22 protein-coding genes are annotated in these 26137 nt (G+C 69.9%); 12 read left to right on the top strand and 10 right to left on the bottom strand.

Going from position 1 to position 26137, the window contains the following annotated elements:
- Positions 1-17: 17 nt before the first annotated feature.
- A complete protein-coding gene (gene ffh, locus J5V96_RS10590; RefSeq protein WP_208503597.1) occupies positions 18-1574 on the bottom strand; it encodes a signal recognition particle protein in 1557 nt (518 codons plus the stop codon).
- Positions 1575-1717: 143 nt separating this feature from the next.
- Positions 1718-2179 carry a hypothetical protein gene (locus tag J5V96_RS10585; protein WP_208503595.1) on the bottom strand — a complete coding sequence of 154 codons (462 nt, stop codon included), beginning with the start codon at positions 2177-2179 and terminating at the stop codon, positions 1718-1720.
- A gap of 609 nt (positions 2180-2788) precedes the next feature.
- Here J5V96_RS10585 and lipB point away from each other — a divergent pair.
- Positions 2789-3433, top strand: coding sequence for a lipoyl(octanoyl) transferase LipB (gene lipB, locus J5V96_RS10580; protein ID WP_208503592.1), 645 nt, complete (start codon positions 2789-2791; stop codon positions 3431-3433).
- Between the two features lie 56 nt (positions 3434-3489).
- Entirely contained in the window at positions 3490-4452 is a 963-nt protein-coding gene (lipA, locus tag J5V96_RS10575; protein ID WP_208504200.1) for a lipoyl synthase, read from the top strand.
- A gap of 23 nt (positions 4453-4475) precedes the next feature.
- Here the strand turns inward: lipA and J5V96_RS10570 are convergent, their stop codons facing one another.
- The 3 genes from J5V96_RS10570 to J5V96_RS10560 are packed head-to-tail and all read right to left on the bottom strand — an operon-like array spanning position 4476 to position 6882.
- On the bottom strand, positions 4476-5036 hold the full coding sequence (locus J5V96_RS10570; RefSeq protein WP_208503590.1) for a TetR/AcrR family transcriptional regulator: 561 nt from the start codon (positions 5034-5036) through the stop codon (positions 4476-4478).
- Positions 5033-5803 (bottom strand): carbon-nitrogen hydrolase family protein, encoded by a 771-nt coding sequence (locus tag J5V96_RS10565; protein WP_208503588.1) that lies wholly within the window; start codon positions 5801-5803, stop codon positions 5033-5035. The genes J5V96_RS10570 and J5V96_RS10565 overlap by 4 nt, the downstream gene beginning before the upstream one ends.
- Positions 5804-5856: 53 nt before the next feature.
- Complete coding sequence (locus J5V96_RS10560) at positions 5857-6882, bottom strand: GGDEF domain-containing protein (protein ID WP_208503586.1); 1026 nt, start codon at positions 6880-6882, stop codon at positions 5857-5859.
- Between the two features lie 199 nt (positions 6883-7081).
- Here J5V96_RS10560 and J5V96_RS10555 point away from each other — a divergent pair, with 199 nt between their 5' ends.
- Genes J5V96_RS10555 through J5V96_RS10545 form a run of 4 tightly spaced genes read left to right on the top strand, consistent with a single transcriptional unit; the run spans position 7082 to position 12009 of the window.
- Positions 7082-8668, top strand: coding sequence for an ABC transporter substrate-binding protein (locus J5V96_RS10555; protein WP_236014744.1), 1587 nt, complete (start codon positions 7082-7084; stop codon positions 8666-8668).
- Positions 8649-9662 carry an ABC transporter permease gene (locus J5V96_RS17050; protein ID WP_236014743.1) on the top strand — a complete coding sequence of 338 codons (1014 nt, stop codon included), beginning with the start codon at positions 8649-8651 and terminating at the stop codon, positions 9660-9662. Before J5V96_RS10555 ends, J5V96_RS17050 begins: the two co-directional genes overlap by 20 nt.
- Positions 9659-10474 (top strand): ABC transporter permease, encoded by an 816-nt coding sequence (locus tag J5V96_RS10550; RefSeq protein ID WP_307793589.1) that lies wholly within the window; start codon positions 9659-9661, stop codon positions 10472-10474. The genes J5V96_RS17050 and J5V96_RS10550 overlap by 4 nt, the downstream gene beginning before the upstream one ends.
- The gene (locus J5V96_RS10545) at positions 10474-12009 is read left to right on the top strand and encodes an ATP-binding cassette domain-containing protein (RefSeq protein WP_208503580.1); all 1536 of its coding nucleotides are present in this window, start codon (positions 10474-10476) and stop codon (positions 12007-12009) included. Before J5V96_RS10550 ends, J5V96_RS10545 begins: the two co-directional genes overlap by 1 nt.
- A 6-nt stretch (positions 12010-12015) precedes the next feature.
- Here J5V96_RS10545 and J5V96_RS10540 read toward each other — a convergent pair whose 3' ends face one another.
- Positions 12016-12516 (bottom strand): DUF2004 domain-containing protein, encoded by a 501-nt coding sequence (locus J5V96_RS10540; protein WP_208503578.1) that lies wholly within the window; start codon positions 12514-12516, stop codon positions 12016-12018.
- 199 nt (positions 12517-12715) lie between these two features.
- On the opposite strand from J5V96_RS10540, the gene J5V96_RS10535 reads away from it, so the two are divergent.
- The gene (locus J5V96_RS10535; protein WP_307793588.1) at positions 12716-14665 is read left to right on the top strand and encodes a potassium transporter Kup; all 1950 of its coding nucleotides are present in this window, start codon (positions 12716-12718) and stop codon (positions 14663-14665) included.
- A 42-nt stretch (positions 14666-14707) separates the two neighbouring features.
- Here J5V96_RS10535 and ftsY read toward each other — a convergent pair whose 3' ends face one another.
- On the bottom strand, positions 14708-15589 hold the full coding sequence (gene ftsY / locus J5V96_RS10530) for a signal recognition particle-docking protein FtsY (RefSeq protein WP_208503576.1): 882 nt from the start codon (positions 15587-15589) through the stop codon (positions 14708-14710).
- Between the two features lie 38 nt (positions 15590-15627).
- The gene (gene glgC, locus J5V96_RS10525; RefSeq protein WP_208503574.1) at positions 15628-16890 is read right to left on the bottom strand and encodes a glucose-1-phosphate adenylyltransferase; all 1263 of its coding nucleotides are present in this window, start codon (positions 16888-16890) and stop codon (positions 15628-15630) included.
- Between the two features lie 152 nt (positions 16891-17042).
- On the opposite strand from glgC, the gene glgA reads away from it, so the two are divergent.
- Positions 17043-18248, top strand: coding sequence for a glycogen synthase (glgA, locus tag J5V96_RS10520; protein WP_208503572.1), 1206 nt, complete (start codon positions 17043-17045; stop codon positions 18246-18248).
- 17 nt (positions 18249-18265) lie between these two features.
- On the opposite strand, the gene J5V96_RS10515 is transcribed toward glgA, so the two are convergent.
- Positions 18266-19393: a class I SAM-dependent methyltransferase gene (locus J5V96_RS10515; RefSeq protein WP_208503570.1), complete on the bottom strand. Its 1128-nt coding sequence runs from the start codon at positions 19391-19393 to the stop codon at positions 18266-18268.
- Entirely contained in the window at positions 19390-22953 is a 3564-nt protein-coding gene (gene smc, locus J5V96_RS10510) for a chromosome segregation protein SMC (RefSeq protein WP_208503568.1), read from the bottom strand. The genes J5V96_RS10515 and smc overlap by 4 nt, the downstream gene beginning before the upstream one ends.
- A gap of 176 nt (positions 22954-23129) precedes the next feature.
- Here smc and J5V96_RS17290 point away from each other — a divergent pair, with 176 nt between their 5' ends.
- The 4 genes from J5V96_RS17290 (at position 23130) to J5V96_RS10495 (ending at position 26115) form a co-directional block, all read left to right on the top strand.
- The gene (locus J5V96_RS17290) at positions 23130-23258 is read left to right on the top strand and encodes a hypothetical protein (protein ID WP_268927566.1); all 129 of its coding nucleotides are present in this window, start codon (positions 23130-23132) and stop codon (positions 23256-23258) included.
- 245 nt (positions 23259-23503) lie between these two features.
- Complete coding sequence (locus J5V96_RS10505; protein ID WP_208503566.1) at positions 23504-23878, top strand: hypothetical protein; 375 nt, start codon at positions 23504-23506, stop codon at positions 23876-23878.
- A gap of 69 nt (positions 23879-23947) precedes the next feature.
- Positions 23948-25039 (top strand): GNAT family N-acetyltransferase, encoded by a 1092-nt coding sequence (locus tag J5V96_RS10500; RefSeq protein ID WP_208503564.1) that lies wholly within the window; start codon positions 23948-23950, stop codon positions 25037-25039.
- Entirely contained in the window at positions 25039-26115 is a 1077-nt protein-coding gene (locus tag J5V96_RS10495) for a GNAT family N-acetyltransferase (protein ID WP_208503562.1), read from the top strand. The genes J5V96_RS10500 and J5V96_RS10495 overlap by 1 nt, the downstream gene beginning before the upstream one ends.
- Positions 26116-26137 lie beyond the last annotated feature (22 nt).

Here is a 26137-nt window from a genome sequence, read left to right as displayed (position 1 = left end):
TGCGTCTCAGGGATCGCTCAGCGACCGCCCCCGAACAGCTTCTGGATCTCTGCCAGGTCGGCCTCGGTGGGCTGCGGGGCGCCGGCCCCGAGTCCGAAGCCCGACCCCGTGGCCGGCTGAGCGGCGGCGATGCCCGCGTTCTCGGCGGCGCGCTTGGCCGGGTTGCCCGAACGCGAGCCGCCCTTCTTCTGCTGCTTGCCGCGCTTGGCCGAGGCGCCCGGGCGTCCCATTCCGGGCACCGCGCCCATGCCGGGGATGTTCGGCGTGCCACCGCGGGCCACCGTCTTCATCATCTTCGCGGCCTGCTCGAAGCGATTGACGAGCTGGTTCACGTCGGTCACGGTCATGCCCGAACCCCGCGCGATGCGCGCGCGGCGCGAGCCGTTGAGAAGCTTGGTGTTGCGGCGCTCGGCGGGCGTCATCGAGCGGATGATCGCCTCGGTGCGGTCGATCTCGCGTTCGTCGAAGTCATCGAGCTGCTGCTTCATCTGGCCCATGCCCGGCAGCATGCCGAGCATCTTCTTCATCGAGCCCATCTTCTTGAGCTGCTGCATCTGGGCCAGGAAGTCCTCGAGCGTGAACTGGTCGGTCGCGAACTTCTCGGCGACCTTGCGCGCCTCCTCCTCGTCGAAGGCCTGCTGCGCCTGCTCGATCAGGGTGAGGATGTCACCGAGGTCGAGGATGCGCGACGCCATGCGATCGGGGTGGAACGGCTCGAGGTCCTCGAGGTTCTCACCGGTCGACGCGAAGATGATCGGGCGACCGGTGACCGAGGCCACCGAGAGCGCCGCGCCACCGCGGGCGTCGCCGTCGAGCTTCGACAGCACCACACCCGTGAAGTCGACGCCGTCCTGGAACGCCTTCGCCGTGTTGACGGCGTCCTGGCCGATCATCGCGTCGATGACGAAGAGCACCTCGTCGGGATTCGTCGCCTTGCGGATGTCGGAGGCCTGCTTCATGAGCTCGGCGTCGACGCCGAGGCGGCCGGCGGTGTCGATGATGACGATGTCGTGCTGCTTCTGCCGGGCGTACTCGACACCCGCGCGCGACACCTGCACGGGGTCGCCGACGCCGTTGCCCGGCTCGGGGGCGTAGATCGCGGCGCCCGCGCGCTCGGCGACGACCTGCAGCTGGTTCACGGCATTGGGGCGCTGCAGATCGGCGGCGACGAGCAGCGGGGTGTGGCCGTCCTTCTCCAGCTGACGCGCGAGCTTTCCGGCGAAGGTGGTCTTACCGGAGCCCTGGAGACCCGCGAGCATGATGACCGTCGGCGGGTTCTTGGCGAACTGGAGGCGGCGCTGCTCGCCTCCGAGGATCGCGACGAGCTCCTCGTTGACGATCTGCACGACCTGCTGTGCCGGGTTCAGGGCCTTGTTGACCTCGTCGCCGAGCGCGCGCTCGCGCACCTTCGCGGTGAAGTCCTTGACCACCTGCAGCGCGACATCGGCGTCGAGCAGCGCGCGACGGATCTCGCGGACGGTGCCGTCGACATCCGCGGGCGACAGCTTGCCCTTGGTGCGGAGGTTGCGGAAGGTCTCTGTGAGCCGGTCGGAGAGCGTGCCGAAGGTAGCCATGATCCTCCGATTCTACGTGCGCGCGTGGCGGCGCCCGGCCGGGTTCGCGTGCCCGGCCGGGCGTCGTGCGGAAGGAGGCGTCAGGCGCGGGCCGCCGCGACCCGGCGCGAAAGCGTCTCCTTCGAGTCCAGAGTGGGACTTACTCAGAAGTAGCCGCCTCCGTCACGGTGCGCTCGCGTGAGAACGCTGCACGCCGTGGGCACTCCACGCGAGAAGACAATCTGAGCGCTCACCGTGAAATTCTTCGTACATGTCGTCAGCTTCTTCTGAGTGAGCCAGAGGACGCCTGCTTGGGACCCGAGATACGAACCGATCAGCTTTCCGGCAGTTCCAGGAATCCAGCCTGCTGCGAGGCTGGGAAGGATGAGCTTGGCGGACTGATTTCCTGCCGACGTGTAAAGCTTTTTGGCCGCGCAGGCGTTGAGATTCATGTAGGTGTACAGATTTCCAACAATTACCTTGTTGGTAGTCCGCGCGACTGGCTTACACGCGGCCTCTGCCGGAGTCGACTGAACGACGGGGGCCAAAGCCCCCAGTGCAAGCGCGCTCGCGAGAAGCGAAACCATCACCTTCGTGCGGGTCTTAAGTTTCGTCGTCGCTGACATACTTTCTCCTTCTCATTCGCCGTCGTCGTTGACATTCACCGTCATCGGTGACATTCGAGGCACGACACTACTAGTCAGCCGGTCGATTCATCTTTCGCGCCCGCGAAGTTCGTGACCAAACTGTTACCACGGTCGATGTGAATACTCCTACCAGGACCCCTACGGCAAGCGCGAGTTGCAACTCGCGCGTCGCGAGGTACGTAACGCCTCCGACGAAAAGGATTGTGACGGTGGCGGTGATCGAACTCAACAAGTACGTGCCTGATGTGCGGCTTACGCGCTTGTCTATTCCCGAAGTATCTTGCGGCACGACGCTCCCCTTCTTGGACGTAGGCCGATCTTATCGACCGGACAGCGGAACCGGCACGGTCACCTGGGGGGCGTGGCGCTAATCCGTGTCTGGCCTTGCAAATGACGTGCTCGGGATGCCGACCTGCGTGAGTGCCGGCCCCGCCGCCAGCCTCGCGTCGAAGGAGGTGCGGGACTCGCGGGGCGACGCAGGGCCGCCGTGAATGCCGGCCCGCCCGATGCTTCGACACCGAATCATCGCGGGTGTGTCTATTCTTGGACGCAATCCAAGAACTCACGCATCGGATCCGAAGGGCCCCCATGCTCGACATCGTCCAGGTCGGCCTCGCGCCGGACTACGTCCCCTACCTCGCAGGCTGGGATCTGCAGCGAGAGGTGCACGCCGCTGTCCGAGCGGGAGAGCGACCCGACACCCTGCTGCTTCTCGAGCACGAGCCCGTCTACACCGCCGGCAAGCGCACGCAGCCGGAGGATCGTCCCGTCGACGGCACCCCCGTGATCGAGGTCGACCGCGGGGGGCGGATCACCTGGCACGGCCCCGGACAGCTGATCGGGTATCCGATCGTGAGGCTCGGCGATCCGAGCGACGTCGTCGGCCATGTGCGGCGGCTCGAGCGCGCGCTCATCACGGCGCTGGATGAGATCGGCGTCGCGGGCACGCAGGTCGAGGGCCGCAGCGGCGTGTGGATCGAACGCGAGGGCGCCTCCCCCGCCAAGATCGCCGCCATCGGCGTGCGGGTCGCCGGCGGGGTGACCATGCACGGCTTCGCGGTGAACTGCGACAACTCCCTCGAGGGCTTCGGAGGCATCGTGCCCTGCGGCATCTCGGATGCCGGCGTCACCACCGTCACCGACGTTCTCGACGAGCGGGTCTCCCCCGCCGACATCCTGGATCCGATCTCCGCCGAGATGACCGCGGCCTTCGCGAAGGAGGTGGCCGCGTGAGCTCCTGCGGCGCGCCCACGACGTCCACCCCCGCGACCACTCCGAACGGACGGCGGATGCTGCGGCTCGAGGTGCGCAACGCCGAGACTCCGATCGAGCGCAAACCCGAATGGATCCGGACCACCGCCAAGACCGGTCCCGAGTACACCGCGGTCAAGCAGCTCGTGAAGGGCGAGGGGCTGCACACGGTGTGCCAGGAGGCCGGCTGCCCGAACATCTACGAGTGCTGGGAGGACCGCGAGGCCACCTTCCTCATCGGCGGCTCCCAGTGCACGCGCCGCTGCGACTTCTGCCAGATCGACACCGGCAAGCCCGCCGACTACGACACGGACGAGCCGCGCCGCGTCGCGGAGTCGGTGCGGACGATGGGACTGCGCTACGCCACCGTGACCTCGGTCGCGCGCGACGACCTGCCCGACACCGGGGCGTGGCTGAACGCGGAGACCGTGCGCAGGATCCACGAGCTCAACCCGAACACGGGCGTCGAGCTGCTCGCCAACGAGCACAACGCCGACCCCGCCTTCCTGGGCCAGATCTTCGAAGCGCGCCCCGAGGTCTTCGCGCACAACGTCGAGACCGTCCCTCGCATCTTCAAGCGCATCCGCCCGGCCTTCCAGTACGAGCGCTCGCTGTCCGTGCTGACGCAGGGCCGGGACGCCGGCCTCATCACCAAGTCGAACCTGATCCTCGGCATGGGCGAGGAACCGCAAGAGGTCATCGAGGCGCTGCAGGATCTGCACGACGCCGGCTGCGACATCATCACCATCACGCAGTACCTGCGTCCGACGCCGCGCCACCTCCCGGTCGCCCGCTGGGTGAAGCCCGACGAGTTCGTCGCCTTCAAGGCCGAGGCGGAGCGCATCGGCTTCCTGGGCGTGCTGGCCGGTCCTCTGGTGCGCTCTTCCTACCGCGCGGGACGGCTCTGGGCCCAGTCGATGACATCCAAGGGTCGCGAGATCCCGGCGCACCTGGCGCACATCGCCGCCGATGCGGAGGGCGGATTCCTCCAGGCCGTGTGAGCACGGCCGGGATGACGCGAGGCTCAGTCGAGGGGGATGCGCGCGATCGCGGCGAGTGCCCCATCGAGAGTCGCCGCCAGGTCGCTGCACCCAGGACCCGACAGCGCCCAGCGTTCGATGGCCGCGATGACCGCACCGCCGTAGGCCGCACCCGCCACGTCGGCGGTGAGCGCGTCGCAGCCGCCGCGTCGGAGTGCGCGCGCCACTGCTCGGCCGATTCGAGCGCGGCGCAGCGCCGCCTCGCGGTCGAGCTCGGAGGCGACGCCCATCGCGTCGGCGTTCGCGAAGGCCAGCGCGAGCGCGTCCGGCGCGAAGCCCTCGACGATGCGCCGCGCGGCGACCGAAGGGCGCTCCCGCTCCAGGTCCTGTTCGAGGCGGTCGAGGCGCTCGTCGAGCCCACCCCACAGCAGTGCGCCCTTCGACGTGGCGTAGTTGAAGAAGCTCGACCGGCTCACGCCCGCGCGGGCGGCGATCTCGGCGATCGACGTCGCCTCGTAGCCCTTCTCGAGGAACAGCTCGCTTGCGGCTTCGGCCAGCACCTCGCGCGACGAGGCCTTGGGGCGGCCGGCGCGCGAGGAGGTCATGCGATCAGCGTACGGGTCCGCTCCCCCAGCGTCGCGCGGCGGTCCGCCCACATGCGCTGGGCATCGCGCGTCTCGGCGATGACAGCGGGATCCACGTCGGCGATCGCAAGACCTTCGCGCGCGTCGGCCGTGGCGATGCGCCTGCCGACCGGATCGAAGACGGCAGAGCCGCCGATGAAGTCATGAGGTGCTCCGACGAGGCCGGCGAAGACCACGTACAGGCCGTTGTCGAGCGCTCGGGCGGCGTAGTGCAGGTCGCGGCGCGCCTCCCCGCCCGGGAAGTAGGCCCCGCTGTTGACGTAGACGAGGGCGCCGTCCGCCGCAGCGGCAGCGGCGTGCTCGGGGAAGTTGGCGTCGTAGCAGACCGACAGCGCCACCGGCACGCCGTCGATGTCGATCGTGGCGCCGCCCTCGCCCGGTGAGAAGTGGGTGCGCTCGCTGGCGTGGAGGTGCTGCTTCGCGTACGCCGGCACCGGCGCCGCCCCGGGGGCGAAGACGAGGCTCGCGAGGCGCCCGTCGAGAGGCGTGTTCACGACCGCCACGGCCCCGGTCTCGTCGATCGCCGATTGCAGCGGAGCGAAGTCGAACTCGGTCGACCCGGCGGCGAAGACCCCCTCGTCGTAACCCGTGACGAACGCCTCCGGGAACACGACGAGGCGCGCCCCTTGCACGGAGGCCGCGCGCACCCAGCGAGCAGCGGACGTGATGTTCGCGCTGAAGTTCCCGGGGACGGATTCGGCCTGCACGGCGGCGATGCGGAGGGTCACCACACGATTCTGCCCGAGGCGAATCGCCTCCGCGCCGCGGCAGAGGCCCGCGATCAGGCGCGGCTGACGGGCGGGCGCACGCCCTCCGGCGCGACTCCCCTGCTGCGGTTCTTCTCGACGTACATCAGGGCGTCCGCACGGGCCAGCAGAGCGTCGACCGCGATCACGTCTCCGGGGGCCACCTCGTACAGCCCGACGCTCGCCGCGACGCCGTGGGAGGAGATCTCGTCGAGGATGCGTCGGCGCAGCTGTTCGAGCTCGATGCCGGGCTCGACGTAGATCGCCGCGAACTCGTCCCCGCCGAACCGGGACACGACGTCCCCGGGCCGGGCGATCAGATCCAGAGCCCGCCCGACGGCGCGGATGGCCTCGTCCCCCGCGGCGTGGCCCCGGGTATCGTTCGTGCGCTTCAGCCCGTCCATGTCGACGAACGCCATCACCGCCGGACGTCGCGCCGTGTCGCCGTCGCCGAGGGCGGGACCCGCATGTTCCCAGAAGCCCCGGCGATTCAGCAGCCCCGTGAGCTCATCCGTGCTGGAGAGACGGGTGAGCTCGCTCTCCACACGAACGCGCGCCTCGAGTTCGGCGCGGATGTTCACGTGGGCCATCGCGACCGATGTCGAGTCGGCGAGTGCCTGCAGCAGACGCACCTCCCCCTCGGTGGCGTGGTGCTCCTCGGCCCAGTAGTTGCCGATCGCACCGATCGGGTCGACCGAGCGGATCGGCACCATCACGAGGCTCTTCACGAAGGTGGGCCGGTACGCGTCGTGCGGGATGCGATCGTCGGCGTAGATGTCGGGGATGACCGCGACCGACTTGCTGAGCATCGACCAGCCGCTGATGCAGGCCTCGAGCGGGAAGCGCTGGCCGCGCCAGAGCGGCTCGATCGCGTTCTCTTCGACGTAGAAGCACTTGTCGCCGTCGCGCAGGACGAAGGTGGCGCCGTCGGCGCCCGTGAGCTCCCGCGCGGCGATGCGGACGATCCGGACCACGTCGTCGAGCGAGGTCGCCAGTGCGAGCTCCTGGACGGCGCCGACCAGGACGGCGACGCCGTCGATGGTCGGGGTGGTCTCGGTCATAAAACCAGAATATGGCTTACTCACCTAAATGTCCCCTGAATGGGGGACAAGACCACCCGGGTAGTCGGCGCCCGCCCCCTCGTCAGCGCGTAATCTTGGACTCGGTCCGGAATCCCGGACCCACCCCGCAGACCTCACGAAGGTGACCATGCTTCGCCGTGCCCTCCCCGCGCTTCTCCTCACCGCGACCGTTGCCGTCATGGCAGCCGCCTGCGCGCCCGCCTCGGGCGACGCCGCACCGTCTGACGACCCCCAGGAGGGCGGCACCCTCGTCTACGCCACGGGAGATGCCGAGCCCACCTGCCTCGACCCGCACGTCGGCGGCAACTACCCGCAGGCGCTGATCAGCACGCAGTACCTCGAGCCCCTCGTGGGCCGTGACGCCGACGGCACCATCACGCCGTGGCTGGCCGAGGACTGGACGGTCTCGGCGGACGGATTGACGTGGGACTTCACGCTCCGCAGCGACGTCGTCTTCACGGACGGCACGCCGCTGGACGCGGAGGCCGTCAAGGCCAACATCGAGCACCTCCAGAACCCCGACACGATGTCCTCCACGGGCTACCTCGCCGTGTCGAAGGTGGCCGAGGTCGAGGTCGTCGACGCGACGCACGCGCGCTTCCACCTGTCCGAGCCCGATTCGGCGCTGCTCGAGTCGCTGAGCATGCCCTGGACGGCGATCGAGTCCCCCGCGGGCATCGCGCGCGGGATGGACGAGAACTGCGCCGCGCCGGTGGGCACCGGGCCGTTCGTCGTCGACGAGTGGGTGCCCCAGCAGCAGGTCACGATGCTTCGCAACGACGATTACCGCACCCCGTCGGCACAGTTCGAGAACACGGGAGCTGCACACCTCGACGAGCTCGTCTGGCGCTTCATCCCCGATGCCGCCACGCGTCAGGCCGCCCTCACCTCCGGCGAGGTGCATGTCATCGACAACCCGCTCCCCTCCGACATCGTGGCCGCCCAGGCGGGCGACGAGATCGAACACCTCGACGCGCCCCGGCCCGGATCCGTCAACCGCATCGAGCTGAACGCCGGCCAGGCCCCCTTCGACGACATCCGCGTGCGCGAGGCGTTCATCCGCGCCGCCGACCCGAACCCGGGCATCGAGTCGCTCTACCTCGGCACGGCGAAGCGCTCCTACTCGCCGCTCGGCTCCTCCGAGCCGATGGCGGTATCGGACGAATCGCTGTTCGCAACCGACACGGATGCCGCCAACGCGCTGCTCGACGAGGCCGGCTGGACCGAGAAGGACGCCGACGGCGTGCGCATGAAGGACGGCAAGCGTCTCACGGTGCGCTTCCCCGTCAGCACGAACCAGTCGGTCGCGGCAGAGCAGTCGCTGTTCGAGCAGATCCAGGCGAACGAGGCGGCCGTCGGCTTCGACGTGCAGCTCTCGCCCGTCGATCTCGGCACCTGGTACGGCGTGCTGGGTGAGGGCGCCTACGAGGCGGTCAGCGCGCCCTATACCCGCGTCGGCGCCGAAGTGCTGCGGGTCCTGTACCACTCCGATGCGATCGTCCCGGCGCCGTCGGGATACTTCGCCAACCATGCCCAGCTCGCCGACCCCGAGCTCGATGCGCTGCTCGACGAGGCCTCGGCCACGATCGACGACGATGCCCGCGCCGACCTCTACGCGCAGGCCCAGCAGCGGGTGCTCGAGAGCTTCACGGTGCTGCCCCTGTACGACCAGCAGAACCACTTCCTGGTTCGCGGCGTGACCGGCGTCGACACGCTCGACACGGTGGCGACCCCCACGTTCGTCGATGCGCGGATCGCCGGCTGATCCGATCCGGTCCGTCCTCGCGTGGGTCGCGAGACGGGCCGGATCCGCGGCGCTTGTTGTGCTGATCGTCGCGACGGTCGTCTTCTTCGCGCTGCGCGCGTCGGGAGATCCGCTCGAGGCGATCATGGGCGGACCGGGCTCCCAGGCGGGCCCCGAGGCGGTCGCCGCCGCTCGCGAGGCCTACGGGCTCGACGACCCCCTCCTCGTGCAGTACGCCACCCAGCTGTGGCGGGTCGCCACCTTCCAGCTGGGCGACTCCTACGCACGCCACCAGCCGGTCGCGCAGATGATCGGGGGGCAGCTGCCGGGCACCCTGCAGCTCGCCGCGCTCGCCCTGCTGCTCGCGTGGATGCTCGCTCTCGTGGGGTCGACGATCGCGGCGACGGCACGCGGCAGGATCGGCCGCGCTGCCGTCTCTGCGCTCCGCGGGCTCGAGCTCGTCGCCACGGTCATGCCGCAGTTCTGGCTCGGCGCCGTGCTCATCCTGGTCTTCGCGGCGTCGCTGCGGGTGCTGCCCGCCACCAGCAGCGGATCGGATCCCGCGGGTCTGGTTCTTCCGGTCGTCACGCTAGCCATCCCGATCGCGGGCTTCCTCGCCCAGCTCTCCCGCGATGCTCTGGGCGAGGCCGACGCCGCGCCCTTCGCCGTCACCGCGCGATCGCGCGGGGCGAGCGAGCCCCGGGTGCTGCTCACGCACACCCTCCGGCACGCGAGCCTGCCCGCCCTGTCGCTGTCGGGATGGGCCTTCGGGCACCTCCTCAGCGGCGCGGTGGTCGTCGAGTCGCTGTTCGCGCGTCCGGGCCTTGGCCGTCTGCTGCTGGATGCCGCGCTCACGCGGGATGTGCCCGTGGTCATCGGCGCGGTGGTGGTCGTGTCGGTCCTGTACATCGTGGTGGTCACGGTCGTCGATGCCGTCGAGCTGCTCATCGATCCGCGACTGCGAACGGTGCGGGCAGCGCCCGAGCGCGCTCCCGAACTGGCGGTGGGATCGTGATCGTCCTCCGGCGACTGGGCGCAGGCGGCATCGTCGCGGCGACCGGGCTGGTGCTGATCCTGATCGCCGTCGTGGCCCCGGCCGTGCTGGCACCGGGCGATCCGCTCGCGATCGCGCCGGCGGAGGCCTTCCGCGCACCCTCGTGGAACCACCCCTTCGGCACCGACGAGTCGGGCCGTGACCTCTTCACCCGCGTGGTGCACGGCGCGGCCGCGTCGGCGGGGATCGGTCTGGCCGCGACCGGCATCGGCGTCGGCGCGGGTCTTGTGCTCGGCTTCGCGGGCGCCCTCGGCCCCCGGTGGCTCGATGCGGCGATCGCCCGCGTCGTCGAGGTGCTCTTCGCGCTGCCCACGCTTGTGCTCGCGCTCCTGCTGGTGGCCGTGATGGGACCGGGCACGCAGGCATCGATCCTCGCGATCGGCGTCGCCACGGCCCCCGGCTACGCGAGGATCCTGCGTTCGCGCGTGCGAGGCGTCGCCCGCAGCGACTACGTCCGCTACGCGCGTCACGAGGGGGCGGGGCCGCTGACGGTGTTCGCCCGGCACATCGCACCCAACACCCTCTGGCCGCTCGTCGCCACGGCCACGCTCGGAGTCGGGCAGGCGATCGTCTGGGTCGCGGCGCTGAGCTTCCTCGGCCTCGGCGCGCTCCCTCCCTCTCCCGAGTGGGGGGCCATGCTCAATGCCGGGCGCGTGTACATCTCCACCGCGTGGTGGATGACCGTGATGCCGGGACTGGTGATCGTCGCGACCGCCACCGTGCTCACGGTGCTCGGCCGCCGTGCGTCCACCGCCGGAAGGGAGGTCGGATGATGAACGCGCAGCTCCCCCCGACGCTGCTCGCGCTGCGCGACCTGCGGGTCGCCATTCGCGGCACCGAGGTGCTGCGGGGCATCGATCTCGACGTCGCACCGGGCGAATGCCTCGCGATCGTCGGCGAATCGGGAGCCGGCAAGTCGGTGCTGGCCCGCACGATCCTCGGACTGTCGCAGCGCGAGGGCTTCCAGGTCGAGGCGGACACGTTCGAGATCGGTCACCGTTCGGCGCTCGGGCTGCCCGAACGCTCCTGGCGCACCCTGCGGGGCCGCTCGGTCTCCCTCGTCCTGCAGGACGCCCTCCAGTCGCTCGATCCGCTGCGCACCATCGGGGCCGAGGTCGGCGAGACGCTCGCCATCCACGGCGTGCCCCGCGCCGAACGCCGCTCCCGCGTGCTCGACGCGCTCGACGCCGCGGGTCTCCCCCTCGGTGGCCCCGAACGCCCGGAAGCGGCCGCGCGTCTGCGCCAGCGCCCGGGCGATCTCTCCGGCGGCATGCGCCAGCGTGCGCTGATCGCCTCCGCGATCGTCGGCGGCGCGCCCCTCATCGTGGCCGACGAGCCCACCACCGCCCTGGACGCCACCACGGCCGTACGGGTCCTCGACCTGCTCGGCCGGCTGCGCAGCGAGGGCACGGGCCTCCTCCTGATCACGCACGACCTCGCTGCCGTCTCGCGGATCGCCGACCGGGTGGCCGTGCTCGACGGAGGCAGGATCATCGAGCACGGTCCCGCCGCGCGTGTCTTCGAGGCGCCTTCGCACCCCGTCACGCGGGCGCTCCTGGCGGCCGTGCCGCGCGGTCCGAAGCCAGAGCCGTCGAGCGGCGGGGCGACCGTCCTGGAGGGCATCGGCCTCACCCGCCGGTACCCCGGTCCCGGCGGCGGGATCCGCGCGGTCGACGACGTCGACGTCACCGTCCGCGACGGCGAGGTGCTCGGAGTCGTCGGCGAGTCCGGTTCCGGCAAGTCGACTCTCGCGCGTCTGCTGATCGGCCTGGAGCGCCCCGATGCCGGCACGATCGCGCGTCACGGCGATCCGCGGATCCGGCTCATCCCGCAGGATCCGCTGGGCGCGTTCGATCCGCGCCACACCGTCGGGCGCATCCTCCGCCACGCGCGCCGCGACGACGCTCTGTCGCCGGGCGAGCTTCTCGCTCGTGTCGGACTGGACCCGGTTCTCCTCCGTCGCCGCCCGGCCTCGCTCTCGGGCGGTCAGCGCCAGAGGGTGGCGCTCGCCCGGGCGCTGGCCGCTCGACCCGATGTGCTCGTGTGCGACGAACCGGTCTCGGCTCTCGATGTGACCACCCAGGCCGGCATCCTCGAACTGCTGCTCGACCTGCAGCGGCGCGAAGGGCTCACGATCGTCCTCATCTCGCATGATCTCGCCGTGGTGCGCCGCGTGAGCGATCGGGTCGCAGTCATGCGTCACGGGCGGGTCGTCGAGCACGGCGCGACCGAGCAGGTGTTCGCCGATCCGCAGCATGCCTTCACCCGCGAGCTGATCGCGGCTGGGGCGGCGCTGCCCGCGGATTAGCGCGCGTCAGTCCGCGCTGGTGACTCCGAGCACAGCGCCCTCGGAGGAGAGATTCACGAGCAGCACGTCGTCGGCCGCGTCCGGGTCGAGCGCATACTCGAGCACCGCGAACGGATCCGTGCCCCCGTGCTCGTCGGCGAGGATCGTCATGCTCATGAGCTGCAGCGAGCGGATGATGTCGACGGCCGGCTCGGTGCTGATGTCGACGAGGAAGTCCTCGAGTTCGTCACCCAGTGTCTCCTGCTGCATGAGGATGTACTCGGTCACCTCGCTCGCGCGGTTGTCCACCTCCGCGAGCATCGCCTCGCGCGCGCGCCGGTCGAGCTCCTCAAGCGCTGAGACCATCGCCGCGGCCGCGTCCAGGGCCGCGGTGGAGACGTCCTCCTGGTCGGGGGCCGTCAGATCGACCGTCACGTTCTGGTCGCCCAGGTCGACGTTCTCCGACCAGAAGATCGAGCCGTCCGGGCCGGACTCCAGAAGTCCGAAGAAGTCGTGTTCGATCGCCATAGGCCTATGAAACCAGCACGCCCGCATCCGCGGTAGTCAAGGGCTCACCGGCTGTTCACGGGCGTGTCGCGACTTCCTCCCCGTGGTCACGAGCGCGGATGCCGCGCCCGTGAGGATTCCGTGAGGATGGCCCCGCCGACCGTGTGGGTTCCGTGCGATCCGGACGCGGCCTCTGATCCGGCGCGTACGGTCATCCGACGTGACAGAACTGCTCGAACGCACCGAGACGGCCACGACGCACGCGACCGCGGGCCCGAAGGACCGGGTCCGGATCGCCCTTGTGCTCGGGGCTCTCGGCGTCGTGTTCGGAGACATCGGCACCAGCCCCATCTACACGCTGCAGACGCTGTTCAATCCGGACGACCCGCACCCGGTCCCCCTCACCCCCGACAACGTCTACGGCGTCGTCTCGCTCATCTTCTGGTCGCTGATGATCGTCGTCACGCTCACCTACGTGTCGCTCGCCATGCGGGTCGACAACCACGGCGAGGGCGGCATCATGGCCCTGATCACTCTGGTGCGCTCGTGGGCGGTGACGCACAAGGCGCGGTCGATGGCGATCCTGGCCGCACTGGGCATCTTCGGCGCCTCGCTGTTCCTGGGTGACGGCGTGATCACCCCGGCCATCTCGGTCCTCTCGGCCGTCGAGGGCCTCAACGTGGTCAATCCCGCCTTCGAGAGCTGGGTCATCCCCATCGCCGCCGCGGTGCTGATCGTGCTGTTCGTCGCGCAGAAGTTCGGCACGCACGTCGTCGGCCGTGCGTTCGGGCCGATCATCCTGCTCTGGTTCGCCGCGATCGCGGCGTGCGGCATCGGCGGCATCGCGCTCGAGCCGACGATCCTCGCCGCTCTCTCGCCGACCTACGCGTTCACGTTCCTCGTCGGCCACTTCGAGTTCGCGTTCTTCGCGCTGGCTGCGATCGTGCTCTGCTTCACGGGAGCCGAGGCGCTGTACGCCGATATGGGCCATTTCGGGCGCAAGCCCATCAGCCGCGCATGGATGCTCGTGGTGCTTCCTGCCGTCACCCTCAACTACTTCGGCCAGGGGGCGCTCGTGCTTCACGATGAGGCGGCCGTCTCCTCTCCGTTCTTCCTCCTGATCCCGGAGTGGGCGCTGATCCCGATGATCCTGCTCGCGACGCTGGCGACCGTGATCGCGTCGCAGGCGGTGATCTCGGGCGCCTTCTCGGTCGCGTCGCAGGCCGCCGAACTCGGCTACCTGCCGCGTCTGCGCATCCTGCACACTTCCCACGACACCTACGGCCAGGTCTACGTGCCGTGGGTGAACTGGATCCTCGCCGGCGCCGTGCTTGTGCTCGTCTTCACCTTCCAGTCGTCGACCGCGCTCGCCTACGCCTACGGAATGACGGCGATCGGCACCATCACGATCACCACGATCCTCTTCTTCTACGTCGCTGCGCGCACCTGGCGCGCACCGCGATGGCTGCTGTGGAGCGGGGCGATCCTGATCCTGGCGTTCGAGGTCACGATCCTCGCCGCGAACTTGACGAAGATCCTCCACGGCGCGTGGCTGCCACTCGCGATCGCGCTCACCTCGTTCGTCGTGATGACCACCTGGCAGAAGGGTCGTCAGGTGGTCACCGACAAGCGCACCCGGATCGAGGGCTCCCTCGCCGACTTCATCGCGGACATCCACGCCCGGCCCGAGGCGATCGCGACCGTACCCGGCACCGCGATCTTCCTCAACCGCGGCAAGACCACCGTGCCCCTGGCGCTTCGCGACAACATCCGCCACAACCACGTGCGCCACGAGAGCATCGTCATCGTCTCGGTCGACATCGCCGTGGTGCCCCGGGTGCCCAGCACGCACCGGATCGTCGTGGACGATCTGGGAGACCCCTCCGACGGCATCACGCATGTCACCATCAACTTCGGCTACGCGGAGGTCACGGACGTGCCGCGCGCGCTCTCACTGGTCTCGCCCAAGGCCGCTTGCGGCCGGCTGAACCTCGACGAGGCGGTTTTCTACCTGTCGAAGATCGAGCTGCGCGCCGGGCGCAAGCCCCGCATGGCGAGCTGGCGAAAGAAGCTGTTCCTCGCGACCTCGCGGATCACCGTCGACGCCGCCGAGCACTTCAACCTGCCGCTGAACCGCACCGTCGTGCTGGGCGAGGTCGTCGAGGTCTGACGCCCGTCAGCCCGCGCGGATCTCCATCGCCTCTCGCCGCCGTCAGTCGACGGCACCCTCGATCAGCCCCTGCACGAACACGTGCGGAGTGAAGCCGGTGAGGTCGCCGATTCCCTCGCCCTGGCCGAGGAGCTTCACGGGGATGCCGGTGCGCTCCTGCACGTTGAGAACGAAGCCGCCCTTGGCCGAGCCGTCGAGCTTGGAGATCACGAGCCCCGTCACGCCGGCGTGCTGCAGGAACGCCTCGGCCTGCATGACGCCGTTTTGTCCCGTGGTGGCGTCCAGCACGAGCAGCACCTCGCTGATCGGCGCCTGCTTCTCGATGACGCGACGGATCTTCGTGAGCTCGTCCATCAGGCCGCCCTTGGTGTGCAGGCGGCCCGCGGTGTCGACCAGCACGATCTCCGTGCCCGTCCGCTTGGCGTAGTCGATGGTCTGGAAGGCGACCGAGGCCGGGTCCTGGCCCTCGCGATCCGGACGCACGATCGCGGCGCCGCCGCGTTCGGCCCAGGTCGCCAGCTGATCCACGGCGGCAGCGCGGAAGGTGTCCGCCGCCCCGACGACCACGGAGCGCTCGTAGCGACGCAGGAAGTGCGCGAACTTGCCGATCGTCGTGGTCTTTCCGACGCCGTTGACGCCCACGACAAGTACGACCGCGGGGCGCTCGGTGAGCTTCAGCGTGGTGTCGTACTTCGCGAAGCGCTCCTCGAGAGCCTCGGTCAGCATGCGCTTGAGGTCACGCGGATCCGTCGTGCGGAAGCGCTCGACATCCGCGCGCAGCTGGTCGATCACTCGCTCGGTGATGTCCGGGCCGAAGTCGGCCTGGATCAGCGCGCTCTCCAGCGTGTCCCAGGTGTCCTCGTCGATGGTCGGGCGCACGAACACGCCGCGCAGTGCGCGACCCAGGGACCACTTCTCAGCCATGGATCCAGCCTATGCGGCCGGGGTGCCCCGGCTGACGCTCAGCGGGACTTCAGACCGCGTGTGACGCACACGTTCTTGCCGACGACGGTGATCCCCGTGTCGGTGACCGTGAATCCGCGAAGACGGTCGAGCTCGGCGTCGACGCCGACGGTCGCGCCCGCCTCGACGACCACGTTCTTGTCGAGGATCGCCCGTCGCACGGTCGCCCCCTTGGAGATCCGCGCGTCATCGAACGCGATGGAGTCCGTGACCATCGCGCCCGAGTCGACGGACGCGCGGGTTCCCACCACGCTGCGCTCGATGTGGGCGCCCGAGATGACCGTGCCGAGCGAGACGATCGAATCGATGACGGTGCTCAGCGTTCCTCTCGCGTCGCGCGTGAACTTCGCCGGCGGCATGTTGTCCTGGCGGCTGAAGATCGGCCACTCGTTGTTGTAGAGGTTGAAGATCGGCAGCACCGAGATCAGGTCCTGGTGCGCATCGAAGTACGACTCGATCGTGCCGACGTCGCGCCAGTACGAGCGGTCGCGCGCGGTCGATCCGGGAACGTCGTTGTACTTCAGGTCGTAGACGCCCGCGGTGCCCTTCTCGACGAAGTACGGCACGATGTCGCCGCCCATGTCATGGTTTGAGTCCGTGCGCTCCCCGTCCTTGAGCACGGCGTCCACGAGCGCGTCGGTGGTGAAGATGTAGTTGCCCATCGAGGCGAGCACCTCGCCGGGCGAGTCGGGAAGCCCCTGCGGGTCTGCGGGCTTCTCGAGGAAATCGCGGATGCTGTCGGGTTGCGCCGGGTCGACGTCGATGACGCCGAACTGATTGGCGAGCGAGATCGGCTGGCGGATGGCGGCCACCGTGCACTCTGCACCGGAGGCGATGTGCGCCTCGAGCATGGCCTCGAAATCCATGCGATACACGTGGTCGGCCCCCACCACGACGATGTAGTCGGGCTTCTCGTCGTAGACCAGGTTGAGGCTCTGCAGAATGGCGTCCGCAGAGCCCAGATACCAGCGCTTGCCCAGGCGCTGCTGCGCGGGCACCGAGGTGACGTAGGAGTTGAACATGCCGCTCATGCGCCACAGCTGCGAGATGTGGCGGTCGAGGCTGTGCGACTTGTACTGCGTCAGCACCACCACCTGGCGCAGGCCCGAATTCATCAGGTTCGAGAGCGCGAAGTCGATGAGACGGTAATGCCCGCCGAACGGCACGGCGGGTTTCGCCCGGTCGAGGGTGAGCGGCATCAGCCGCTTGCCCTCTCCGCCCGCGAGAACGATCCCCAGCACTTTCCGAGTCGCCGCAGCCATAAGGCTGACACTAGTGTCATTCGACCGCGTCGTGTGGACCGTTTCGGGTCATCTCCTGCGCGCCGTCCGGGCAGTTCAGCCCGCCTCCCGCAAAGCCCGGAACGCCCTCCCCACGGGTGCGCGGTGACTTGCGCCCGCGCTAGGTTGACCTCATGCGCGTCGACCTGCTCACCCGTGAATATCCGCCGGAGATCTACGGGGGCGCCGGTGTGCACGTCGCCGAGCTCGTGAAGGCGCTTCGGCGCACCGGCGGCGCCGATCTCGACGTCCAGGTGCGCGCCTTCGGGGCCCCGCGCGAGGAGCAGGGCGCCACCGCCTACAGCGTGCCCGCGGATCTGACGCACGCGAACGGCGCGCTGCAGACGATGGGCGTCGACCTCGCGATCGCGGCCGACGCGCAGGGTGCCGATCTCGTGCACTCGCACACCTGGTACGCCAACTTCGCGGGCCACGTCGCGAAGATGCTGTACGGCATCCCGCACGTCGCCACCGCGCACAGCCTCGAGCCGCTGCGCCCCTGGAAGGCCGAGCAGCTCGGCGGCGGCTACCGCCTCTCGAGCTGGATCGAGCGCGATGCCCTGACCTCCGCCGACGCGGTGGTCGCGGTCAGCGAGGGTATGCGCCGCGACCTGCTGCGCGTCTACCCCGATCTCGAGCCGGAGCGCGTCAAGGTGGTCTACAACGGCATCGACCTCACCTCCTGGACGCGCGTCGAGGATCCGGACACGGCGCGCGTGCTCGGCCTCGATCCCGATCGCCCGTCCGTCGTGTTCGTGGGACGCATCACGCGCCAGAAGGGTCTCCCCTATCTGCTGCGCGCCGCCCGCCTGCTTCCGCCCGATGTGCAGCTGGTGCTGTGCGCGGGCGCCCCCGACACCCCGGAGATCATGGCCGAGGTCGAGGGCCTCGTGGCCGAGCTGCGTGAGACCCGCGAGGGCGTGGTCTGGATCGACCGCCACCTCCCCCGTCACGAGCTCTGCGTGCTGCTGAGCCACGCGACGACTTTTGTGTGCCCCTCCGTCTACGAGCCGCTGGGCATCGTCAACCTCGAGGCCATGGCCTGCGGCGCACCGGTGGTCGGCACCTCGACGGGCGGCATTCCTGAGGTCGTGGCCCACGGCGTGACCGGCACGATCGTGCCGCTCCATCAGCTGCAGGACGGAACGGGCACCCCGACGGACCCGGAGAGGTTCGTCCACGATCTCGCGGAGGCCCTGGCCGACATGGTCTCGGATCCGGACCGGGCCCGCGCGTGGGGCGAAGCGGGTCGCCTTCGCGCCGAACGCGAGTTCTCCTGGCTGGCGATCGCCGAGCGCACGCGGGCCCTCTACGACGAGGTGCTCGCCGACCCCCGCTGATCCATTCGCCTGGCCGGTTATCGGCGCGTCGAGACCGTCACCGTGAACTTGGCATTGCGGCCGGCCTGATGTGTCTTCCCCACGGCGCGCTCGAGGATCGGGCGGTAGCCGAGGTGCGAGTTGAACACGACCCACAGCTCGCCTCCCGGGCGCAGCACGCGCGCGGCGTCGGCGAACATCCGCGGGGCGATCTCCTCGGTCACGGCCGCGCCCGAATGAAACGGCGGGTTCAGCAGGATCAGGTCAGCGGACGCGTCCGGTTGGGCTCCCAGGCCGTCGTCGCGCACAACCGCGACCCGATCGGCCACGCCGTTCGCCTCCGCGGTCGCGCGGGCAGAGGACACGGCAGCCGCCGACTGGTCCGACGCGATCACCCGGATGCCCGGCTGCGCCTTCGCGAGCATCGTCGCGAGCACGCCCGTGCCGCACGCGAGGTCGATCCCGACGGCCGCGGCGGGGAGATCCGGCAGGAACGAGAGCAGAAAGCGCGTGCCGATGTCGATCGACGTGCCGGCGAACGCGGCGCCGTGCGCGCAGACGATGAGCCCGAGGTCGACGTGCCGCTCACAACGCGGCCAGACGCCGGCCGTGCCCGCGCGCGGCTCGCTCCCCTGCAGCACGCGTGACTTGCTCGCCGCGCGGCTCACATCGACACGTGCGAAGTGGCGGCTGAGCACGTCGTTCATGCCCAGACTCATGTGCTTGATGCGGCCTCCGGCGACGAGTCGCCCGCCGGCGCCCGAGACGAGGCCCGCGATCTCGTCGAGCGCGTCGAGCGAACGCGGCAGCTGGAGCAGGGCCGTGTCGGCGTCCTCCAGGAGCGCCGCGTCGAGGTCGTGCCAGCTCACGCGATCCAGCGGGAGACCGAGCTCCGCCGCATTGAGCGCGAGCGCGCGCTCCCCCGTGAGCGCGTCCTGATGCACGCGCACCCGCAGATCCGGATCCGACGCGAGCAGGGAGAGGGTGAGCGCGCCATAGCGGTCGCCGATCACCGCGACCGTGCCGCGCAGCTCGCCGGCCTCCGCCAGGATCAGGCGGTCGCTCGCGTCGGCGGCGACGAGATCGTGTGCCTCGATGTCGGGGCGGCGACGCAGCCGGGCAGCCAGCCCGTCGAACGCGTCGACGGCGGAGGCGGCGGTGCTCACGAGGCGATCTCCTCGGCGAGCCGCTCGGCCTGGCCGCGATCGGTGATGCGCTGCCCGACGACCGCGGAGACGCCGTCCTGCCGCATCGAGACGCCATAGAGGGCGTCGGCGATCTCCATCGTGCGCTTCTGGTGGGTGATGACGAGCAGCTGGCTCGAGACACGCAGCTTCTCGAAGACGCCGAGCAGGCGGCCGAGATTGGCGTCGTCGAGTGCGGCCTCGACCTCGTCGAGGATGTAGAACGGGCTCGGGCGGGCCGTGAAGATCGCCGTCAGGAAGGCCACGGCCGCGAGGGACCGCTCGCCACCGGAGAGCAGGGAGAGGCGCTCGATCTTCTTGCCGACCGGCCGCACAGAGACCTCGATCCCCGTCGTGAGCATGTCGTCGGGGTTGGTGAGGGTGATCGACCCCGTCCCGCCGGGGAAGAGGATCGGGAACACCTCGGTGAACGCCGCCTTCGTGTCCTCGAAGGCGGCGGCGAAGATCACCTGCATGCGCTCGTCGAGGTCGGCGATGATCGTCATCAGATCCCGGCGGGTGCTGACGAGATCATCGAGTTGCTCGGTCAGGAACTTATGGCGCTGTTCGAGCGCGGCGAACTCCTCCAGCGCCAGCGGATTGACCCGGCCCAGCTGACTGAGCTTGCGCTCGGCGTCCTTGAGCCTGCGCTCCTGCATCCGACGGTCGTAGCGGATCGTCGCGATCATACCCTCTGCGGCATGCGGGTCGGAATCCTGCTCGGCCACCTCGGACGCATCGCGAGGAACGGGCTGATCGGGCCCGTATTCCGCAACGAGGATCTCCTCGTTCAGACCGAGCTCGCTCGCGACGCGCTCAAGCAGGCTGGTGATGTGCACCTTCTTCTCGTGGATCTGCAGCTCGAGGCCGTGCACGCTCTCGGTCAGTCCGCTGAGTCTCTCTCGCAGACCCGACTCGCGCCCGCGCAGCTCACGCAGCTCGGCCGTCACCGCCGCGCGCGCGGCCTCGGCCTCGGCCAGCGCCATCCGAGCCTCGGTCACCGACCGGTCGACCGAATCGAGCACAAGAGGCAGCTCGGCGGCGACGGCCTCCGCGATCTCCCGCTGACGACGACGGATCACCGCACGTCGGGCGGCCGCCTCGGCGGCCTCGCGCTCGCGCTCGCGCTGGCGTTCCAGCCCGACGGCGCGCGCTTCGGCCGAGCGCACGCGCTCACGCAGGGTCTCGACCTCGAGGCGCGCCCGCATCTCCTGTTCGCGCGCGGCATCGAGCGCGGCGACATACGCATCTCGCGAGGACGCATCCAGGATCGGACGCGGCGTCTCGAGCGCGGTCTCGAGGTCCCGAGTCGCGGCCTGGGCCTTCGCCTCGGCGTCGGCGACCGCGCCCTGCGCCTGGGCGAGGCCCGCTTCGAGGCGTTCGCACTCGGCGACCGCGGCCTCGTGGCGCACCGTCGCCTTGTTGAGGTGCTCGGCGTGCTGCGCGAGGCGCGCGTCGTGCTCGCGCAGGAGCTGGAGCGCCTCCTTGGCCACACGACGCGCGGTCTGCAGACGCTCGTTCGCCTCGGCGCGCAGCACCGTGAGCTCGTCGACCTGAGCGCGCACGTCCGTGAGGCGCTCGGCGGCGCCGTCGCGCTCGGCTTGAAGCTCGATCCGTGAACGCTCGCCCGTGCCGGCGCGCACGGTCTGAGCGGTGCACACCTCGCCGGCGCGCGTGACGATCGTGAGAGCCGTTTCAGGGGCGGCCTCGAAGACCGCACGCGCCGACTCCAGATCCTCCGCGACCGCGACGTGCGCGAGGATCCGCAGCACGCCCTCCGGCGCGCGCACGACCGATCCGGCGGCGACGACCCCCGCGACCGCCGGCAGCGCACCGGCCGCTCCCTCAGGATCCGCGATGACGATGTCGACGACACCGAACTCACCCGCCTCCGCGGCGACGCCGAACGCCGCGGCGCGTGAGTCGACGAGCACACCCTCCGCGAGCGGCCCGAGCACGGCGGCGATCGCGGCCTCGAAGCCCGCATCCACCTGCACCGCGTCGCCCACGAGGCCGCGCACGCCCGCGCCGCCCCGCGCGATCAGAGACGCGGCCCCGTTCTTCACGTCGAGCATGCTCGACAGCGCGGCGACCTTGGCGGTCAGCGCATCGCCCTCACGCTCCGCCGTGCGGTGCGCCTCGCGGATGCGCTCCAGCTCGGCTTCGGCATCGGACGTCTCGCGCTGCGCCGCCTCATAGGCGGCCTGATGCTCGGCGGCGGATCCCTCCGGCGAGGTCTCAGCCGGATCGATCCGCTCCAACTCCTCTGCGGCCTCGATGCGTCGCTGGTCGGCCGCGTCGAGCGCGTTCTGCTGGCGGAGCACGCCACCGCGCACCGCGGCGAGGGCCGACTGCGCGGCGTCCGCGGCACCCCGCAGCGCGGCGAGCCTCATGTCGTGCTGCGAGACGAGTGCGCTCTGCTCCGCGATCTCGGCGTCCAGGGCATCGAGCTCCGCGCGCGCCTTCGCGACCAAGCGCGACGCGTCCTGCGCGGCATCCTGAGCGCTGCCGACACTGTCGGACAGCCGCGTGATCTCCTCGCGCGCCGCGTCGATCCGCGATTGGGAGACGGTGATGGCCCCCGCGCTCGGATCGTCGTCCGCCCCCAGCAGGGCGAGCTTCTGGTTGGCGAGCGTGTACAGGCCCCGCAGGCGCTCCTGCACCTGCTCGAGGCCGAAGGCCACCCCGCGCGCCTCATCGACGGCCTCGGCGTTCTGCTCGCGTTCCAGGTGCGCGATCCGCGCACGCACCCTGTCGACCTCGTCCTGCAGCACCATGCGCTCGGTGTTGCGCTCCTGCTCGCTGCGCGCGTGGTCGGCGAGCGCGTTGCGCAGCTGCACCACCTCGTCGGCGAGCAGTCGCGCCTTCGCATCGCGCACGACGGCGGCGATCGTCTGCGCCTCGCGGGCGATCTCGGCCTGTTTGCCGAGGGGCTTGAGCTGTCGGCGTATCTCTCCCGCCAGATCACTGAGGCGTGTGAGGTTGGCCTCCATCGCCTCGAGCTTGCGGAGCGTCTTCTCCTTGCGCCTGCGGTGCTTGAGGATGCCGGCCGCCTCCTCGATGAAGCCGCGCCGATCCTCGGGGGTGGCCTGGAGCACGGCGTCGAGCCGGCCCTGGCCGACGATCACGTGCATCTCCCGCCCGAGGCCCGAGTCGCTCAGCAGCTCCTGCACGTCGAGCAGGCGGCAGGACTCGCCGTTGATCGCGTACTCGCTGGATCCGGATCGGAACAGCGTGCGGCTGATCGTCACCTCGCTGTACTCGATGGGGAGGGCGCCGTCGGAGTTGTCGATCGTCAGCTGCACCTCAGCGCGGCCGAGCGGGCCGCGCGTGGCGGTGCCGGCGAAGATGACGTCCTCCATCTTGCCGCCGCGAAGGGTCTTTGCTCCTTGCTCCCCCATCACCCAGGCGAGAGCGTCGACGACATTCGACTTGCCGGAGCCGTTGGGGCCCACGATCGCGGTGACACCCGGCTCGAGCGCGAAGGTCGTCGGCTGCGCGAACGACTTGAAGCCCTTGAGCGTCAGGCTCTTCAGATGCATCCGCGCTCCTTTCCGGGCCCCGTGATCATGCGGATTTCACGCTACCGGACCGGGCCTGCGCCTCCGGATCGCACACGCGGGAATTCGCGACACGCCCGGGAGCTCCTTGACGGAGGCTGAGAATTGCCCCTACTGTCAGGAACCGCGACCCACGCACATTCGAGAGGAGGGGCGCGATGAACACCATTCTCACCCCAGCATTCACCGCCTCGGATCTTGTTGCGTTCGGCGTCGCAGTGCGGCGTACTCCCGCGTTCGGCTACGCCCTTTCCGGCGCCGCGCGACGTACACCCGCCATCGGCTGACGCTTCGCGCCACCCGTCTGCCCTCTGAGAGCGCTCCCGTGAGATCCGTCTCCGGGATCCGCATCCCTCGAGCGCACCCGATCCGCTGACGCGTCGATCGGCATCCGCGATCCCAGCCCCGTGCTGCGGATCACGTCGATCGCCGTCGCCTCAGACCGGATCCTCGTCCGCAGGATCCGCATCCCGCCCCCTCTCGGGGCACATCCATCCACGTCCCCGCCGGGGACCCACCAGAGGAGACACCCATGTCGCCGATCAGCACCACCAGCGCCGCCACCCACACCACCTCCCCCGATCGACTCACCCAGACCACGGAGAACATCACCATGAACGCTCACCTCGCCGAGGCACAGGCCGTGCGCACGTCGCATCCCCCGCAACCGCCGGGTCCGCCCCAGGTAGCGCAGTCGCTGCAGAACCGCATTGCACGCACCTCGCTTCCTGACCGGGTGGCCATGTGGCTCGGTCTCAAGCTGCTGCTCTGGGGCACGCGCCCCGTAGACGGGCAGCTCACCACCTCGGAACTGCACGAACGCCGCCTCGAGCGCAAGCGCCTGATGCTCCAGATGGAGCTCGACATGGCTCGCGCCATGAGCCTCTTCGGCCAGCAGATCCGCTGACACATCCCGCCCGGGCCGGGCGGACACGAATCCGCCCGGCCCGAACTCCCCGCTAAGGAAGCACCACTCATGTTCGACACGATCGACATCCCCGGCCTGCGCATCGACGCGCTGGCCGTCCCCGCGACGATGGACGCCGCAGGCGCGGCCGACCTCATCGCCGCCGGCGAGGTCATGACGGCCTCGACCCGGCACGACACCGGCACCACCCTGTTCGACTGCGAGCCCGCCGAATGGCTCGCCGCGCTGCACGCCACGGCGTATACCGATCGCCAGGCGCACGTCGCCCGCGACGGCGACCGCATCGTGGGCGTGCTCACGTTCGAGTACCAGCGCGACGGCGAGAAGAACGTCACCGCCGGTGTGCACGTGCATCCGGATGCACGCGGCTGCGGCATCGAGGACGCCCTCTTCGGCCACGCCGAACAGCTGGCTCGAGCGCACGGACGCACCGTGCTCAACACCTTCAACATGCTGCCGGCGGGTTTCCCCGGCGAGCAGCTTCCCTCGCCCGCCGGCCTCGGATCCATCGCCCGCGATGCCGAGTCGACGCAGCTCCTGCTGCGGCACGGCTACACGCTCGGCCAGGTCGAGCGCTGCAGCGTGTTCGCGTTCGGGAGCTCGCTCGACCGTGCCGAGCGCATGCTCGCCGAAGCCCTCGAGAAGGCCGGCCCCGACTACCGTCCCGTGTGGTGGCAGAACCCCACCCCCGACGAGTACGTCGACAGCTACGCGTACGCCGTGTCGCGCATGGCGACCGACGTGCCGAGCGGTGAACTCGAGTGGGAGGAGGAGACGTGGGACGCTGAGCGCATCCGATACCGCGAGAAGCTCAAGCGCGATGCCGGCCAGATCATGGCGGTCGCCGTCGTGGTCCATGAGCCCACAGGCGCCATCGTCGCCTTCAACGAGATCGTGATCGGACGCGACCGCCACCGCCGCTCCGAGAACTACGGCACGCTCGTGCTCAAGGAGCACCGCGGCCACCGCCTCGGCACCATCGTGAAGTGCGTCGGTCTGATCCGCTGGCACGAGCTCGTGCCCACCTCTCCGAGTGTGATGACCTTCAACGCCGAGGAGAACCGATACATGCTGGACGTGAACGAGGCCGTCGGATTCGTGCCGGCCGTCACCTCGGGCGAATGGAAGAAGGAGCTGTGATGGACGTTCTGATCGAAGACCTGATCGTGCCCGCGACCCTCGACGGCCCCGAGGCCGAGGGCTTCCTCGCGATGGTGCAGATCGGCAATGACGCGTGGCGACGCTGGTCGGGCACCGACCTCCACGACGATTCGGCCGTGGAGTTCCGCGCCCGCGCCCAGGAGACGCCCTACCGCGTGATGCGCGGGGCGATCGCCCGCGTCGACGGCGAGATCGTCGGCGCGGTGCGCGTGGACATCGACAAGTCGATGCAGGACTCCGTGGAGATCGACGTGATGATGACCGAGGAGCACGAGAACGGCGGACCGGTCGTCGATGCCCTCGAGGCCGAGGGCGAGCGCATCGCACGGGAGTACGGGCGCACGGTGCTGCAGTCGTGGACGATCCACCGCGCCGATCCGGTCGAGAACACACTCGTGCCGCCGACGGGAGCCGGATGGGTTCCCGCGGATGACCCGAGCACACGGCGCATGCTCGCCGCGGGGTACCGGCTCGGGCAGGTGGAGCGCAACAGCCGGTTCGATCTGCAGGGCGACTACGAGCCTGTCGAGCGACTGCTCGCCGAGGCGACCGCCACGGCGGGTCCCGATTACCGCGCGGTGTGGTGGGCGGGCCCGACTCCCCCCGAGTATGCCGACGGCTATGCCAAGGCCATCGCGCGGATGCACTCGGACGTCCCGAGCGGAGACCTCGTGATGGAGGCCTCGACCTGGGACGCCGAGCGCGTGTTCGAGCGCGATGCCCGCTTCGCCTCGGCGGGCACGCTGTTCGGCGTGACGCTGGTGATCCATGAGCCGACGGGCGAGGTCGCGGCCTTCAACGAGCTCACCATCGGGCCGGATCGCACCAAGCCCACGTCTCAATGGGGCACCCTCGTGATGCCGGAGCACCGCGGCCACCGGCTCGGCTCCATCGTGAAGTGCGTGGGCCTGGCGAAGTGGCACGAGGCGGTGCCCGAATCGCCGTGCGTCTCGACGTTCAACGCCGAGGAGAACCGCTACATGCTCGATGTGAACGAGCAGGTCGGCTTCGTGCCGGCGTCGTACGCGGGCGCCTGGGAGAAGAAGCTGGCGTGATGCGCCTCGCCGGCGCCGCCGC

The organism is Microbacterium stercoris, from assembly GCF_017592545.1.
GTDB classification, from domain to species: Bacteria; Actinomycetota; Actinomycetes; order Actinomycetales; family Microbacteriaceae; genus Microbacterium; species Microbacterium stercoris.
The sequence above is the reverse complement of the archived record's forward strand: the minus strand, read 5'-3'. Positions and strand labels throughout refer to the sequence as shown.